This window comes from Intrasporangium zincisolvens (assembly GCF_034724055.1).
Lineage (GTDB): Bacteria > Actinomycetota > Actinomycetes > Actinomycetales > Dermatophilaceae > Monashia > Monashia zincisolvens.
Map to the genome: position 1 here is coordinate 775,498 of NZ_JAWIIL010000001.1, position 15,615 is coordinate 791,112.

The following is a 15,615-nucleotide window of genomic DNA, read 5'->3' on the forward strand; positions in this document are numbered from 1 at the left end:
CGGCCGCCCGGCTCAGGGCAGCGGCACCGGCACGTCGATGCCGCCCTCGATCGTCAGCCGGGCGCCCATGCGCCCGAACGACGGCACCGGCACGAACGCGCCCGCGAAGAGGGCCTCGCCCTGGTAGAAGTTCGGCGACGCGTCGAGCATCGCCTCCGGCGCGAAGCCGAAGAGGCGCGAGAGGTCGGCGACGTCGGAGGGCGAGTTCATCCGCATGAGCATGAGGTTGTCGCACTGCGAGACGACCTGCGGGTGGACCTTCGAGGGCCGTTGCGTCGACAGGAGCAGCCACAACCCGTACTTGCGCCCCTCGGCGGCGATCTGGATGAGCCGGTCGGTCACGGCGCGCTGCAGCGGCGTGGAGGGGTCGGACGGGCAGATGTTGTGCGACTCGTCGATGACCACGAGCGCGGGCTGCCGCTCCTCCCGCTCGGCCCACAGCCGGTCGAGCAGGTCGAGGGCCACGACGAGCTGCTCCTCGTGACGGCCGAAGCCCGACACGTCGAGGACCGTCGTGCGCGCGGACCGCTCGTCCATCGGCACCGCGCCGGGGGTGTTGATGGGCCACACCTGCCAGTCCCCGATGCCGAGGTTCTCGACGCGCTGGGCGAAGGCCCGCTCTGAGGCCGAGCCGACGGCCATCCGCGCCATGAGGTCGCCGAGGTCGATGCTCGGGTCGTTGACGTCGACGTGCAGCCACTCGTTGAACTCGCCGCGGTCGGTCACCGGGTTGAGCTGCATGACCGACGCCTGCGCCGCCAGCGACAGGTGGCCGAAGCGGACGCGCAGCGCCTCCGCGCCGGTGGCGTCGGCCCGCTGCACATCGAGGGTGCCGGCGGCGGCGAGCCTCTCACCGGTCCCGGCGGGCGCATCGTCGCGGGTCGTGCCGAGGTGCACGAAGTCGGCGTTCGGGTCGATGACGAACAGCCGCAGCCGCGTCTGGAGGATCAGCTGCTCGAGGACGACGCCGAGCGCGTACGTCTTGCCCGAGCCGCTCTGCCCGCACACGAAGGTGTGCCGGGCGAACCCGGCAGGCCGCAGGCGCAGCGGCGCCTCCGCGGCGCCGAGCTGCCACGTGCCGACCTCCATCGACGCCCGCGTCGCCGCCTGGAGGTGCTCGGCCTCCTCGCGGTTCGCCGGGCGGATGGTCGCCTGGTCGAGCAGGTCCCGACCCTGCGGACGCACCAGCCGACCGTCCTTGAGGTGACCGAGCACGACCCCCGCCGCGACGGCCGGGTCGCCGAACCGGTCCCGCACCTGGGCGAGCAGGGTCTCGTGGTCGGACTCGATGACGGCGAGGTCGCCGGGACTGAGTCGCTCGGTGGCCGCGACGAAGGTGCGCCCGTCGTCGGACCTGACGTCTGCGCCGAATGTCGTGTCGTGCGTCATCATCGCCTCCACACCGCCGCCGAACCGCAAGCCTCTCCATGGTGGCCCGCGGACGCGGCCGGTGGCGGCGAATCGGGTCAATCGGCGGCGCAGTCGCGGCAGGTGCCGAGCAGGGCGGCGTGTCCGGTGTCGAGGACGAAGCCGAGGTCGGCCTCGAGGCGGGCCGCGACGTCGTCGAGGACGTCCGGTGGGACGTCGAGGACGCGTCCGCACTGGTGGCACTGGACGTGCGCGTGGTCGTGCGCGTGGTCGTGCGCGTGGTCGTGGCCCTCCTCGTGCTCGTGCGGCGTCACGTCCTCGGGCCCGGCGCCGAGGTGGTAGACCGTCGCCGACCCGCCGAGGTGGACGTGCGACAGCGCCCCGAGCTCGGTGAGCGAGGTGAGGGTCCGGTAGAGGGTGGCCCGGTGCACGGCCGGCTCGAGGTCGCCGACCCGCGCGCCGATCTGCTCGGCCGTCAGGTGCTCGCCCGCGGCATCGGCCACGTCGACCACCGTGAGCACGGCACGCCGCGCCGGCGTCATCCGCTCGCCCACGGCGCGCAGCCGGGCGAGGACGTCGGCGACGCGCGGCGTCGGGGTCGTCGGCTGGGTCGGCGGCACGCCCTCATCATCCCGCGTCCGGCGGTGGGTGGCAGACTGCCCCCGTGCGTGCCCTCACGAAGCTGTCCGCCGGCCCCGGTCTCGAGCTCGTCGACCGACCCGAGCCCGAATGCGGCCCCACCGACGTCAAGATCCGCGTGCTCCGGGCGGGCATCTGCGGCACCGACCTGCACCTCGCGGGCTGGGACGACTGGGCCGAGTCGACCGTCAAGCCGCCGCTCGTCATCGGCCACGAGTTCTACGGCGAGGTCGTCGAGGTCGGTGAGGACGTCACGAGCGTGTCCGTCGGCGATCGCGCCTCCGGCGAGGGCCACGTCGTCTGCGGCATCTGCCGCAACTGCCGCGCCGGGCGCCGCCACCTCTGCATCCGCACCCAGGGCATCGGCGTCAACCGCGACGGCGCCTTCGCGGACTTCGTCGTGCTGCCGGCGAGCAACGTCTGGGTGCAGCCGGCCGACCTCGACCCCGACCTCGGCGCCGTCTTCGACCCGCTCGGCAACGCCACGCACACGGCGCTGCAGTGGCCGATGGTCGGCGAGGACGTCGTCGTCACCGGCGCCGGGCCGATCGGCGTCATGGCCGCCGCCATCGCGCGCCACGCCGGGGCCCGCTACGTCGTCGTGTCCGACGCGAGCGACTACCGCCTCTCCCTCGCCGAGCACGCCGGCGCCGACCTGACGATCAACGTGACGCGCGAGTCGCTCGCCGACGCCCAGCACCACCTCGGCATGAAGGAGGGCTTCGACATCGGTCTCGAGATGTCGGGGGCCGCTCCGGCCGTCACCGACATGATCGCCAACATGAACCACGGCGGGCGCATCGCGCTGCTCGGGCTGCCGCACCAGAGCTACGAGCTCGACTGGGGCAAGGTCATCACGCACATGCTGACCCTCAAGGGCATCTACGGCCGCGAGATGTACGACACCTGGTACGCGATGTCGCAGATGATCGCGACGTCCGAGCGCTTCCGGGCCGCCGTCTCGCAGGTCATCACGCACCGGTTCCCGGCCGAGCGCTGGGAGGAGGCCTTCGACACGGCGCGTTCGGGCCAGTGCGGCAAGGTCGTCCTCGACTGGTCATGACCCAGCCGGGTCGGCCCCGCCCGCTCGTGCTGCTCCACGGCGTCGGGCAGTCGCCCATCGCGTGGCAGGACTTCGTGTCGGCGTTCGGCGCCGGGCGGCCGATGACCGCGCCGTGGATGCGCGGCCTGCGCCCCAAGGACCCGGTCGGCTTCGACCTCGACGCCGCGGCGTCGGGCGTCGCCGACGAGCTCGAGCTGCAGGGCGTCCGCAAGGCCGACCTCCTCGGGGTGTCGGTCGGGGCGAGCGTCGCGCTGCGCCTCGCCGTCCAGCGGCCCGAGCTCGTCGGGCGCCTCGTCGTGGCCGGCGCGCTCGTGCGCCCCTCGAAGGGCGCGCTGCGGATGCAGAAGCTCGCCATGCGCCTCGTGCCCGAGTCGAAGCTCGTCGACGCCGGGGTGTCGCGCCCGCGGATGCTCGCGGTCCTCGACGCGCTGCGCGAGTTCGACGGCACCGACGCGCTGCGACGCGTCGAGGCGCCGACGCTGGTCGTCGCGGGATCGCGCGACCGCGCCGGGGTCGAGGCCGGGCGACGCCTCGCCGCCGACGTGCCGGGCGCGCGGCTGCACGTCGTCGACGGCGCCGGGGCGATGCTCAACACCGAGTCCGCACGCGAGCTGGCCGACCTCACCCACGAGTTCCTCTCCGACGCCTGACCTCCCGACTCACCCGATGGCGTCGAGGCCCTCCTGGAGCGTCCGGAGGAACGCCGCCTGCGGCGGGTGGTCGGAGTTCGCCATGTCGGAGAGCCAGTCGACCTGGTCGCGCACCTGGCGCAGCTGCTCCTCGCTGCCGATGAGGGCGGCGCGCTCGTAGCGGTCGACGGCCTTGGCGGCCTTGGAGCGCGTCGGCTCCGGCGCCCACAGCGCCGCGAGCGTGACGAGGTCGCCCACCACGGCGACGGTCCAGAACGAGGGGGAGTGTCGCGCCTCCTCGTCGGCCACCTCGGTGGCGTCGTGGAGCAGCCGCCGGGCGGTGTCCGGGTCGACGCCCTCGCGGTCCGGCACCGGGCGCCACGTCAGCGCCAGCTCGGCCGCGAGCCAGTTGGCGAGGGCCCCGTTGCTGCGCCGGTCGTTGGGGCCGGCGGCCTCGTGGGCGCGGCGGTACCAGTCGGCGGCGTCGACGAGCGCGGCCTTGGCACGCGTCCAGTCGTCGGGGGCCGCCGCGGCCGCGGCGGCGGAGCGGGCCGGGCACGTCACGAGGGCGAGCCGCTTGTAGGCGCTGGCGACCCGCCACAGCCGGTCGATGCTCGGTGCGGGCACAGCGTCGGCCGCGGTGAGGACCGAGGCCCCCGGTCCGCTGCCGAGGACCACCGAGCCGGGGTCGTCGATGAGGTGGCGCAGCGTCGCGATCGAGGACTCGATCGTCGCGGCGGCCGTCTCCACCGCGTCGGCGCCGAGCAGCGCGATGCCGGAGCCGCCCGGCGCGCCCGAGCCGTGCACGGCGTCGGTCGCGGCGGTGCGGACCGTCTGGTCGATCCACACCTCGAAGTCGCGGACCGTGAGCGCCGTGCCGCCCGAGGCGAGGGTGCGGCGGAAGTAGTCGCGGGCGAGGTCGAAGTTGCCGAACTTGTTGTACGTGCGGGCGATGAGCACCTGCAGCGCGCCGTCGGACAGGTCGCACGCGTCGAGCTGGGCCACGAGGGTGTGCAGCCGGCGCAGGCCGTAGTTCGTGTCGCGGCTGACGTCGACCGACTGGCCGAGGTTCTCGATCTCGACGCGGGCCTGCTCGGTGCTCGCGAGGCTCCGCGTCGGGCCGGCCGTCAGCTCGACGCCCTCACGGGCCAGGCGGTAGTCCGGGTCGCCGTAGCACTGGTAGGCGCCCCACGTGTTGACGTCGGGGTGCAGGCTCCACGTCTCCGCGCGGGCCCGGGTGACGGCGTCGCCGAAGGTCTCACCCGCGAGGATCGCGTCGTAGAACGTCGTCGCGAACGTCGCGGCGGCCTCGTCGTCGACGGCCCAGCCGCACGCGACGACGGCGCGCACGCCGATGTCGATGAGCTCGGTGGCGACGCTCGCGGCGAGCCGGTGGTACCGGCCGCCGAGCGTCGGTGCGGCGGTGTCGCCCTCGGGCACCGCGCCGAGGTGGCAGCAGTTGACGAAGACGAGCTCGGGCACCTGGCGCAGCTGCCCGATCTCCCCGGCGGTGAGGAACATCCCGCCGCCGAGTACGAGCCCGGTGACGCGTGCCGTCCCGTCGACGCCGTCGGTCCCGGCCGCCGGCACGGGCCAGTCGAAGACGCCGTGCCCGGCCAGGTGCACGATGCGGTAGGCGCCGTCGAAGAGGCCCTGCACCACCTGCGTGCCCGACGCCGTGATGAGCGGGTCGCACTGGAAACCCTTGTCCTGCAGGGTCTTCGCGACAGCGCGCGCTTCGTTCTGGGCGGCCGGCAGTGGCCCGAGGCCGCTCTCGGTGTCGCCGATGACGAACGCGCGGCCCGTCGTCGCCGACAGCACGTGGCTGCGCATCGTCGTGCCCTCGAGCTGGCGCACGAGACCGCGCCGCACCCCGAGCGGTGTCCGGCGCTCGCCGTCCCCGGAGCCCAACCGGTCGGCGCCGTGGTCGTCGAGCAGCTCCCACGGGAAGTGCGCCGAGCCGCGGTCCACGACGAGCACGATGTTGTCGGTGTCGGGTGCCTGGGCCTTGAGGTCGTTCGGGAAGAGCAGCTCGAAGAGCGTGTGGGCCGACACCACGTCGGGCGAGGGCGTGTCGACGAGCGACTCGACGAGCCGGTCGACGAGGGCGCGCTGGGTGCCCACCGTGCGCGTCGGCGTGCCGGCCCGACCCACGGACGCCTCGAAGGTCAGGGAGCCGTCGGACTCGCTGCGCACCCGCACCTGCTGCCACCAGCCGTCGCGCTCGGTGAACACGAGCCGGCGCTGGCGCCCCGGCATCTCCCGCAGGCGCGGGTCGAGGACGAAGCACTCGGCCAGCTCGCCCGTCGACATCGACGCGCTGACCGCATCGAGGGCCTGGAGGGCGCGGTCCTGCCACAGCTCGATGACCTCGAGGTCGCAGATGTGCACGCCCATGCCGGTGTCGGCGAGGCGGTCGTTGGCCCGTTGGATGCCGGTGAGTAGCGCCTGGACGCTGTCGCGCACCGGCAGGCCGCCGGCGCCGGTGGCGATGAGCAGGCTCGAGAGCCGCATCTGCAGGACGCCGCCGGTGCGGCGGGATGCCTTGCGCGGCCGGGCGATCGACAGGTTCCCGAGGGCGGCGGTCAGGGCCGCGTGCGCGACCGCCCGGGCCAGGGACGCCGCGCTCAGCTGGCCGATGGGGCCCAGGCCCGCGACGACCGCACCGGGCGGCGTCGACCACTTGTCGGGGTCGGTGAACACCTGGCACGTCTCGAGCGCGCCCGGGTAGATGCCGAGCATCGCTGCGCGGGAGAGCCGCCCGTCGAGCAGCTGGTCGAGGGCGGCCTCGCCGCCGACGAGGGTGCTGCCGGCGTAGTGGCCGATGATGAGGTGGTTGCGGGCGAAGCGCAGGTCGCCGTGGGCGACGTGCACGGTCGGCCGGGGTCGCGGGTCGGGCGCGTCCGGCGCGTCGGACACGCCGGACGCTTCGGAGGCGTCGGGTGCACGGGACGGCGTCGATGGTGGGGCGGGCGTCGTGGAGGGGGCGGACGGCGTCGGCGGCGCCGGGGCGGTCCCCTGCGGCGTCGGGACGGGCCCGTCGAGCGGGGACACGACCTCACCCCGCGGGCGACAGGAACGGGGCGTCGAGGCGGACGCCGCGGCCCTCGAGCTGCGGCACCTGCGGGTACGCGCCGCGCAGCCCGAGCAGGGTGCGACGGTGCACGTCGCGGTAGGACGCGGTCGGGTCCTCGCGCATCGCCTTGACGAGGTAGTACGTCAGGGCACCGTTGTACGAGCCGTCGATGTGCGCGTCGGCCGAGGTCTGCGAGTCGCGGCAGCCGCTGACGAGCGTCTCGATGATGTCGACGTCGTGCACGTCGCCGTCCCGACGCCGACGGGACGGACGCGGCGTGCCGGTGTGGGCGCCGCCGCGCTCCTCGTCGTCCGGGTTGGGCAGGAACCGGTCGACCACCTCCGGCTGCGGCATGCCCGGCGGCGGGAGCGGCTCGCGGGTGTTCGTGCCGGAGTGGCAGCAGTCCATGACGACAGTGAGGCTCGCGGCCGGGTCGAGCCGGTCGAAGGTCGTGCGCAGCCAGTCGTCGGTGAGCGGGTCGTCCCAGTCGAGGTCGTGCGGGCAGAGGATCTCGTCGCGGCCGTCGGCCTCGTCGCCGTTGGTGTCGGGCACGTTCGAGCCGTGGCCGGAGTAGTGCAGGTAGAGGACGTCGCCGGGGGCGGCGCCCTCGACGAGGCCGGAGATCGCCTCCTGCATCGCCGCCTTCGTGGCCGCCGCGTCGGTGAGGAGCGTGACGGCGTCGTCCGGGAAGCCGTAGAGGTCGCGCAGGACGCCGGCGGCGAGCTCGACGTCGTTGACGCAGCCGCGGAGGTCAGCCCCCGGGATCGCGTACTGGTTGATGCCGATGAGCAGGGCGCGCCGGGCCATGAGGAGCTCCTTCCGCCGAGCGCACGGGGCAGGGTGGGGCCCCACCTCTCAGAGTCCTCCTGCGCAGGCGGTGATACACCCGGTTCGGGCGTCTTGGGCGCCTCGGACGTCTGGGTCGCTCAGCAGAGGTTGATGCCGCCGGCGTCGAGGAGCTTGCCGGCCACGGCGTCGTCCGGCACGAGGGGCACGAGCCAGTCGTCGCCAGAGATTGACTTGACGCCGGTCTTGCACTGGAAGGTGCTGACGGTGCGGTCGAGGTCGACGGCCTTGTCGTAGAAGGACGCCTCGACCTGCTGGCCCTTGGGGCCGGTGCACGTCACCTTGTGGTCGTCGACGGATCCCTTGGCGTCGGAGTCGGGCGGGCAGACGACCTGGGCCACGGTGATCCATGCCGGGTGCGCGCCCGCGACCTCCTTCGTCGCGCTCGGGCCGCCGTCGCCGCAGGCGGCGAGGGCGAGAACGGTGGCCGCGGTGGCGCAGCTGAGGGCGAGTCGTCGGTGCACGGGAGGTCCTGGCGTCCTGGTGGGAGGGCTGGTCCGGCGGGGCCTCGTGGGCCGCGCAAACCCCGCCACTGTAGTGGCGCAAGGCGCTTCGCACCGACTCGAGCGGGCGCGCGACGGGTGTCGGACGGGCCCGCTGAGCGTGCCGGCGTGACACAGTCGACACATGGGACGCCTCGTCTACACGACCATCTGCTCCCTCGACGGCTACGTGGCCGACGCGTCGGGGAGCTTCGAGTGGGCCGCCCCCGACGCGGAGGTGCACGGCTTCGTCAACGACCTCGAGCGCGGTGTCGGCACCATGTTGTGCGGCAGGCGGCTCTACGAGGTGATGCGGTACTGGGACACCGCGCCCAGCGAAGACCCCGAGGGGTCGGTCGCGGACGACTACGCCCGGGTGTGGCTCGCCACCGACAAGGTCGTGTACTCGACGACGCTCGAGGCAGTCAGTGCCCCGCGGACGCGCCTCGAGCGGTTCTTCGACCCCGAGGCGGCGAAGGCGTGGGTGCGGGACCAGCCGCACGACGTCAGCATCGGCGGGCCGTCGCTCGCCGCCCAGGCGCTGCGGGCCGGTGTCGTCGACGAGGTGAGCGTGTTCCGGGTGCCGCACGTCGTCGGGGGAGGCACGCCGATCCTGCCGACCGACGTGCGGATGGAGCTGCGCCTGCGCGACTCCCGGACGTTCGCCAACGGAACGACGTACGCCCGCTACGACGTGCTGTGACGACGGCCGGTCAGCGCGCCGACCAGCCGCGCCACACGTCGACGGTGACGGCGACGAACGGACCCGCGGGTGGGCGCTCGCGGTACTGCGGGTAGCGGGCGGCGAGCGCGTCCCGGCCGGCACGCGTCGCAGCGTCGGTGGCGTCGGTGGCGTCGGTGGCGTCGGTGGCGTCGAGGACGCGGGCGGTGCCGTCGGCGCGGACCCACCACAGCCGCGTCCAGTCGTCGTCGTAGTGGTCGACGAGGAGGCTGACGCGGGGGTGCGCAGCGATGTTGGCCAGCCGTCGCAGCGCCCGGGTCGACTTCGGTTTGTCGTCGACCGCCGACCACACGACGTCGCCGACGAGGGCGAACGCGACGGGCACGAGGTGCGGTGCGCCGTCGGAACCGACGGTCGCGAGCCGGGCGACCCGCGCTGCGGCGAAGCGCGCCCTCGCCTCGTCCGCGTCCACCCGGCCCACGCTAGTCCGCCCCCGCGGCAATACGCTGGGGGACGCCACACGCCCGACCACGCGCGAAGGACGACCATGTACGGATCGGTCAAGGACGAGATCGCAGCGACCCTGCAGGAGATCGAGGACGCCGGCCTCTACAAGAACGAACGCGAGCTGACCTCACCCCAGTCAGCCCACGTCACCACCCTCAAGGCCGAGGCGCTCAACTTCTGCGCCAACAACTACCTGGGCCTGGCCGATGACCCCGCGATCATCGCCGCCGCCAAGACCGCGCTCGACGACTGGGGCTTCGGCATGGCGTCGGTCCGCTTCATCTGCGGCACGCAGACGCTGCACACCGACCTCGAGCGCACCATCAGCGAGTTCCTCGGCACCGAGGCGACGATCCTCTACTCCTCGTGCTTCGACGCGAACGGCGGCGTCTTCGAGGTGCTCTTCGGCGCCGAGGACGCCATCATCAGCGACGAGCTCAACCACGCCTCGATCATCGACGGCGTGCGCCTGTCCAAGGCGATGCGCTACCGCTACAAGAACGCCGACATGACCGACCTCCGCGCCCAGCTCGAGGCCGCCGTCGCGGCCGGCGCCAGGCGCAAGGTCGTCGTCACCGACGGCGTCTTCTCGATGGACGGCTCGTACGCCCCGCTCGACGAGATCTGCGACCTCGCAGACGAGTTCGGCGCGCTCGTGTTCGTCGACGACTCGCACGCCGTCGGCTTCGTCGGCGACGGCGGCCGCGGCACGCCCGAGCTGTTCGGCGTCCAGGACCGCGTCGACATCATCACCGGCACGCTCGGCAAGGCCCTGGGCGGAGCGTCCGGCGGCTACGTGGCCAGCCACCGCGAGATCGTCGACCTGCTGCGCCAGCGCTCGCGCCCGTACCTGTTCTCCAACTCGGTGGCCCCGGCCGTCGCGGCCGGCTCCAAGGCCGCCATCGAGCTCGTCGCGAGCTCGGCCGAGAAGCGTGAGCAGCTGCGCCGCAACACCGACCTGTTCCACTCGCTCATGACCGAGGCCGGCTTCGAGCTGCTGCCCGGCACGCACCCGATCCGCCCGGTCATGTTCCCGGGCGAGGACGGTGCTCGCCGCGCCGCGCAGGTTGCCGACCACATGCTCGGCAACGGCGTCTACGTCATCGCGTTCTCCTACCCGGTCGTGCCCAAGGGCAAGGCGCGCATCCGCGTCCAGCTCTCTGCCGCGCACTCCGAGGACGACGTCCGCGCCTGCGTCGACGCCTTCGTCAAGGGCCGCGACGCCGTCGGCTGAGCGCACTGCCACGGGTGTCCCCGCGTCGATAACCCGTCGCGGGGGCGCCGCTGTGCCTGCCACCATCCCGGGGTGAGCCGCCGCGACCGCACCCCGTCGGGCGGGCGGTTGCCGCAGGAGTGCGGGCTTCCGCTGGGGATGCGCGATGCACGGCGCACCGATGCGGGAAGCCCGCACTCCTGGAGGAGACGCGCCTCGCTAGGCGCCCACGGTGTCCAGGCGGCGGGCCAGGGACGGGTTGCGTCGGACGACGAAACGGTCGAACAGCAGAGCCAGCAGCAGCGAGGCCCCGAAGTACGGCAGGAACACCCCGAGCGCGACGACCACGACGGCCAGCCCCGGTGACGCGGCGAGCGGCCCCCGACCCCGGGGTGCGCCCACCGAGCCCGAGCCGCGCGGCCGGCGCCGCCACCACATGAGCGGTCCGGTCACGCAGGACACCACGACCGCCACGCAGAGCAGCGCCGACAGCCAGAAGTTCACCGTGCCGAACCGTCGCCCCTCGTGGACCGCGATGCCCTGGGCGACGACCTTGGCCAGCGCCGGGTAGTCGTCGTAGCCGTACGTGCTGACGACCTGGCCGCCGAACCGGTCGACGTGCACGGTGCGCTCGCGACCTGGGTCGTCGAAGGCGTAGCCGATGACGGAGTAGACGCCACGCTCCTCCGACGGCAGGGCGACGGTGAACGGGTGGGTCAGACCGGCCCGGTCGGCGACCTCGACCGCGGTGTCGAGGTCGGCGACGCTCACCTCGGCGCCCTCACCCTCTGAACCGACCTTCGGGTTCGACTGCGGCACAGTCGACTTCCCCTGCGCCCACGGCACCGAGTGGTGGCTGTGCGGCAGCGACTCGTCGAGGGTCGACGTCGGGTTCGAGAGAGCACCCGGGTCCTCGGCCCACATCGACGTGCTGCGGTCGGTGACGAGCCGCTGCACCTGCTCGCCCCAGAACCCGGTCCACGGCAGCCCCGACACGACGAGGAGCAGCAGCCCACCACCGACGAACGCGCCGGTGCGGGCGTGCCACGTGCGCCACCGCGCGCCCGAGACGCGAGCGGCCCGTTGGCGGCGTCGGGCCCGGCGACCACGGACGAGCAGGTAGTAGCCGGTGAGCGCCATGACCACCGCCCAGCAGGCGCCGAGCTCGATGACGGTGTCGCCGAGCCGGCCGGCCATGAGGTCGGCGTGCAGGCGGACCGCGGTGCCGCTCAGCGTCGTGTCGGGGTCGAGCGAGCCGAGCACCGTCACCGTGTACGGGTCGACGAACACGTCTCGCGTCGCACCGGTCGTCGTCTCGACGGTGAACCGGGCCGACGCCTCGGGGGAGGCGGGCTCGGTGAACGACACGACGCGAGCGACGGCACCGGAGTCGGTGGTGGCGTCGGTGACGGCTCCGAGCTGGGTCTGCCACGGCTGGGTCAGCTGTCCCGGCGCGTGGCCGACGCGCATGAGGTCGGGGTGCAGGAGCGGCTCGACCTGGAACCGGAAGAGGTAGACGAGGCCGGTGGCGGCCAGGACGAGCAGGACGGGCACGACGACGGCGGAGGCGTAGAAGTGCCAGCGCCAGAAGGCGCGGAACAGGCCCGACGCGCCGGCGGGGCGGCCCGATCGGGCCGTCCCGCCGGGGTGGGGCGTGGCGGGCGGGTGGGCAGGACGAGCGGGGCCGTCGACGACGGACATGGGTCTCCTCGGGCATGACGAAAGGGCGCAGCCACCGCGCGACGCGGTAGCCGGGAAGGGGTGTCAGGTGCCGAGGAGCAGGGGTGGACCGCGGTGGCCCGGGACGCCGGAGCGCCAGACGTCGCGCAGCGAGCGCGCCGGGGAGCGGTGGGCGTCGCGCCCGACGTGCGTGACGCGTCGGGGCACGTGGGTGACGGGGACCGCGACGGTCGCGAGGAGCCGGGCGAGCACCCGGCCCACGCGTCGGGCGAGGAGGTCCGCGAGCGCGGCGGCCGACCACCAGGATGCCTCGCCTCGGGCCAGCACGGCACCGACGACGACGGCCGCGACGAGGTGCGCGAGCACCATGCCCGGTGAGGGCAGCAGGTCGGCGAGCGGCAGGGAGGCGGTCGCGGCACCGACGACCGACGCGTCGAGGGCGCCGTGGCCGTGGTGCGCGTGACCACCCGGCACGCGCCCGCTCGCGCTACCGGCGAGCAGTCCGGAGACGCCGTGGACGACGTGCGCGCTCACCTGGAGCCCGGCGAGCAGGGCGGCCGTGCGGGCCCGGCCGGGACGCGTCCGCACGAGCGGCAGCGCGGCGCCGGTGAGGAGCGCGACGGCCACGAGGACGGCCGGCCCCGAGGCGACGTGGCCACCGGCCGCGGCGTGCGCGACCGTGGCCGTGACCGACGCGACCGAGGCGAGCACCACGGCGCGCAGCAGCTGCACGCGCTGGCTCGTCTCCCCGGTCGGCACGCGCCAAGGCTAGCCGGGCGCGGTCGACCGGGGAGCGGCCGCTCAGACGTCGACGCGGGCGTGCAGCCAGGGGCGGTGCAGGTCGAAGCGGCGGCCGGTGATCTCGTCGACGACGATCTCGACGACGACCGTCTTCGGGGTGTTGACCCATGGGCGCAGCGGCAGCGACTCGGTGGCCCACGTCGTGTCGCCGGTCAGCTCGTGGGCGCGGCCGCGGCAGATGACGCTCGTCGCGTGCTCGCCCTCGAGCTCGTCGACCTCGAAGGCGACGTCGCAGTTCATCGCGACGCCGAGCAGCTTGCTGCCCTCGGCCGTGAGGAAGAGGAGCCGGTGGTCGACGACGGCGTAGTTGATGGGGACGAGGTGGACCTCGTCGGCGAGGTGGTAGGCGAGGCGGCCGAACTCGCGGCCGTGGAGGAACTCCCAGCTCTCCTCGGGGTGCAGCTCGTGCACGGGGCTGTCGGGCGTGTTCATCGTCGTCACCTCTCTCGGGGTTCCCGGGTCGGTCGGGTCCCGCCTCGGACTACTACTGATTGTAGTAAGGACTGCCGCCGGCGGACCCGCATCGTGGCGAGGCTCGCGTCACAGCCGCGGTGCGATTGACTGTGGCCATGGACTTCTGGAGTGCGTACGCCCAGGGCTTCGCGCGCGTGGCCGCCTGCACCCTCCCGATCACCGTCGCCGACCCCGCCCGCAACGCCGACGCCGTCCTCGAGCAGGTGCGTGACCTGCACGACGAGGGCGTCGCGCTCGCGGTGTTCCCCGAGCTGTGCCTGTCCGGCTACGCCATCGACGACCTCCTGCTGCAGGACCCCCTCCTCGACGCCGTCGACGACGCCATCGCGCGCATCGCCGAGGCCACGGCCGACCTGCGCCCGCTCGTCGTCGTCGGCGCACCGCTCGACCGCGACGGCCGCCTGTACAACTGCGCCGTCGTCATCCACGCCGGGCGCGTCGTCGGAGTCGCCCCCAAGTCGTACCTGCCGAACTACCGGGAGTTCTACGAGCGGCGCCACTTCGGCGCCGGCGACGACCAGCGCGGCGGCACCATCGAGGTGGCCGGCGACCGCGTGCCGTTCGGCCCCGACCTGCTGTTCCGCGCCACCGACGTGCCCGGCCTCGTCGTGCACGTCGAGGTGTGCGAGGACATGTGGGTGCCCATCCCGCCGAGCCACGAGGCGGCGCTCGCGGGGGCGACGGTGCTCGCCAACATCTCCGGCTCGCCGATCACCGTGTCACGTGCCGACGACCGGAAGCTGTTGTGCCGCAGCGCATCTGCCCGCTGTCTCGCTGCCTACCTCTACGCCGCTGCCGGCGAGGGGGAGTCGTCGACCGACCTGTCGTGGGACGGCCAGACGCTCGTATACGAGAACGGCGCCCTGCTGGCCGAGTCCGACCGCTTCCCCGAGGGCCCGCGCCGGTCCGTCGCCGACATCGACCTCGACCTGCTGCGCCAGGAGCGTCAGCGCCAGGGCACCTTCGACGACAACCGCCGCACGCACGCCGCCCGCACCGGCGAGTTCCGCACCGTCGAGGTCGAGCTCGCACCCCCGACCGGCGACCTCGGCCTGCTCCGCAAGGTCGACCGGTTCCCGTTCGTGCCCGACGACCCCGAGCGCCTCGCCCTCGACTGCTACGAGGCCTACAACATCCAGGTGTCCGGCCTCGAGCAACGGCTGCGCGCGATGTCGACGGACGGCTGGCGGCCCAAGGTCGTCATCGGCGTCAGCGGCGGCCTCGACTCGACCCACGCGCTCATCGTGGCCGCCAAGGCGATGGACCGCCTCGACCGGCCGCGCAGCGACATCCTCGCCTTCACGATGCCCGGCTTCGCCACGAGCGAGCACACCAAGCGCAACGCCATCGCCCTCATGGAGGCGCTCGACGTCACGTGGGAGGAGCTCGACATCCGCCCGGCGGCCACCCAGATGCTCGAAACCATGGGCCACCCGTTCGGGCGCGGCGAGGAGGTCTACGACGTCACCTTCGAGAACGTCCAGGCCGGCCTGCGCACCGACTTCCTCTTCCGCATCGCCAACCAGCGCGGCGGCATCGTCCTCGGCACCGGCGACCTGTCCGAGCTGGCCCTCGGCTGGTGCACGTACGGCGTCGGCGACCAGATGAGCCACTACGCCGTCAACACCGGCGTGCCCAAGACCCTCATCCAGCACCTCGTGCGGTGGGTCGTGTCGTCGGGCCAGTTCGAGGACCACGTCGACGAGACGCTCCTGTCGATCCTCGACACCGAGATCAGCCCCGAGCTGGTGCCGGCCAAGGAGGGCGAGGCGCCGCAGAGCACCCAGGCGAAGATCGGGCCCTACTCGCTGCAGGACTTCACGCTCTTCCACGTGCTGCGCCGCGGCTACCGGCCCTCGAAGATCGCCTACCTCGCCTGGAACGCCTGGCACGACCCCGAGGCCGGCGAGTGGCCGCCGGGGTTCCCCGACGCCGACCGCGTCGCCTACGACCTGCCGACGATCCGCCGCTGGCTCGAGGTCTTCGTGACCCGGTACTTCGCCAACCAGTTCAAGCGCTCGGCGCTGCCGAACGGCCCGAAGGTCCTCGCGGGCGGTTCGCTGTCGCCGCGCGGCGACTGGCGGATGCCGTCCGACGCCTCAGGCGCGGCGTGGCTGGACGAGCTCGACGCCAACGTGCCTGACGCGTGAGGCCG

The 15,615-nt window shown here is 73.5% G+C and carries 14 protein-coding genes; 5 read left to right on the forward strand and 9 right to left on the reverse strand.

Annotated elements, in window-relative coordinates; genetic code table 11:
- Nucleotides 1-12: 12 nt before the first annotated feature.
- Complete coding sequence (locus RY076_RS03485) at nucleotides 13-1,389, reverse strand: ATP-binding protein (protein WP_323096174.1); 1,377 nt, start codon at nucleotides 1,387-1,389, stop codon at nucleotides 13-15.
- Nucleotides 1,390-1,466: 77 nt separating this feature from the next.
- Entirely contained in the window at nucleotides 1,467-1,988 is a 522-nt protein-coding gene (locus RY076_RS03490; protein WP_323096175.1) for a Fur family transcriptional regulator, read from the reverse strand.
- A gap of 44 nt (nucleotides 1,989-2,032) precedes the next feature.
- Here RY076_RS03490 and tdh point away from each other — a divergent pair, with 44 nt between their 5' ends.
- Together tdh and RY076_RS03500 are read left to right on the forward strand one after the other, a co-directional pair.
- On the forward strand, nucleotides 2,033-3,070 hold the full coding sequence (tdh, locus tag RY076_RS03495) for an L-threonine 3-dehydrogenase (protein WP_323096176.1): 1,038 nt from the start codon (nucleotides 2,033-2,035) through the stop codon (nucleotides 3,068-3,070).
- Complete coding sequence (locus tag RY076_RS03500; RefSeq protein WP_323096177.1) at nucleotides 3,067-3,720, forward strand: alpha/beta fold hydrolase; 654 nt, start codon at nucleotides 3,067-3,069, stop codon at nucleotides 3,718-3,720. Before tdh ends, RY076_RS03500 begins: the two co-directional genes overlap by 4 nt.
- A gap of 9 nt (nucleotides 3,721-3,729) precedes the next feature.
- Here the strand turns inward: RY076_RS03500 and RY076_RS03505 are convergent, their stop codons facing one another.
- The 3 genes from RY076_RS03505 to RY076_RS03515 all read right to left on the reverse strand — a co-directional run bounded on the left by RY076_RS03505 (nucleotide 3,730) and on the right by RY076_RS03515 (nucleotide 8,085).
- A complete protein-coding gene (locus RY076_RS03505) occupies nucleotides 3,730-6,618 on the reverse strand; it encodes a CHAT domain-containing protein (protein WP_323096178.1) in 2,889 nt (962 codons plus the stop codon).
- A gap of 139 nt (nucleotides 6,619-6,757) precedes the next feature.
- Nucleotides 6,758-7,582, reverse strand: coding sequence for a caspase family protein (locus tag RY076_RS03510; protein ID WP_323096180.1), 825 nt, complete (start codon nucleotides 7,580-7,582; stop codon nucleotides 6,758-6,760).
- Nucleotides 7,583-7,701: 119 nt separating this feature from the next.
- Nucleotides 7,702-8,085 (reverse strand): hypothetical protein, encoded by a 384-nt coding sequence (locus RY076_RS03515; protein WP_323096181.1) that lies wholly within the window; start codon nucleotides 8,083-8,085, stop codon nucleotides 7,702-7,704.
- Nucleotides 8,086-8,248: 163 nt separating this feature from the next.
- Here RY076_RS03515 and RY076_RS03520 point away from each other — a divergent pair, with 163 nt between their 5' ends.
- Nucleotides 8,249-8,806: a dihydrofolate reductase family protein gene (locus tag RY076_RS03520; RefSeq protein WP_323096182.1), complete on the forward strand. Its 558-nt coding sequence runs from the start codon at nucleotides 8,249-8,251 to the stop codon at nucleotides 8,804-8,806.
- Between the two features lie 10 nt (nucleotides 8,807-8,816).
- Here RY076_RS03520 and RY076_RS03525 read toward each other — a convergent pair whose 3' ends face one another.
- The gene (locus RY076_RS03525) at nucleotides 8,817-9,257 is read right to left on the reverse strand and encodes a TIGR03668 family PPOX class F420-dependent oxidoreductase (RefSeq protein WP_323096183.1); all 441 of its coding nucleotides are present in this window, start codon (nucleotides 9,255-9,257) and stop codon (nucleotides 8,817-8,819) included.
- 75 nt (nucleotides 9,258-9,332) lie between these two features.
- Here RY076_RS03525 and RY076_RS03530 point away from each other — a divergent pair, with 75 nt between their 5' ends.
- Nucleotides 9,333-10,526 carry a glycine C-acetyltransferase gene (locus RY076_RS03530; RefSeq protein WP_323096184.1) on the forward strand — a complete coding sequence of 398 codons (1,194 nt, stop codon included), beginning with the start codon at nucleotides 9,333-9,335 and terminating at the stop codon, nucleotides 10,524-10,526.
- 198 nt (nucleotides 10,527-10,724) lie between these two features.
- Here the strand turns inward: RY076_RS03530 and RY076_RS03535 are convergent, their stop codons facing one another.
- The 3 genes from RY076_RS03535 to RY076_RS03545 form a co-directional block, all read right to left on the reverse strand.
- Entirely contained in the window at nucleotides 10,725-12,206 is a 1,482-nt protein-coding gene (locus RY076_RS03535; RefSeq protein ID WP_323096186.1) for a PepSY-associated TM helix domain-containing protein, read from the reverse strand.
- Between the two features lie 63 nt (nucleotides 12,207-12,269).
- Nucleotides 12,270-12,944 (reverse strand): hypothetical protein, encoded by a 675-nt coding sequence (locus tag RY076_RS03540; protein WP_323096187.1) that lies wholly within the window; start codon nucleotides 12,942-12,944, stop codon nucleotides 12,270-12,272.
- Nucleotides 12,945-12,986: 42 nt separating this feature from the next.
- Complete coding sequence (locus RY076_RS03545) at nucleotides 12,987-13,418, reverse strand: pyridoxamine 5'-phosphate oxidase family protein (protein WP_323096189.1); 432 nt, start codon at nucleotides 13,416-13,418, stop codon at nucleotides 12,987-12,989.
- A gap of 137 nt (nucleotides 13,419-13,555) precedes the next feature.
- Here RY076_RS03545 and RY076_RS03550 point away from each other — a divergent pair, with 137 nt between their 5' ends.
- Nucleotides 13,556-15,610: an NAD(+) synthase gene (locus RY076_RS03550; protein WP_323096190.1), complete on the forward strand. Its 2,055-nt coding sequence runs from the start codon at nucleotides 13,556-13,558 to the stop codon at nucleotides 15,608-15,610.
- The last annotated feature ends 5 nt before the right edge of the window (nucleotides 15,611-15,615 follow it).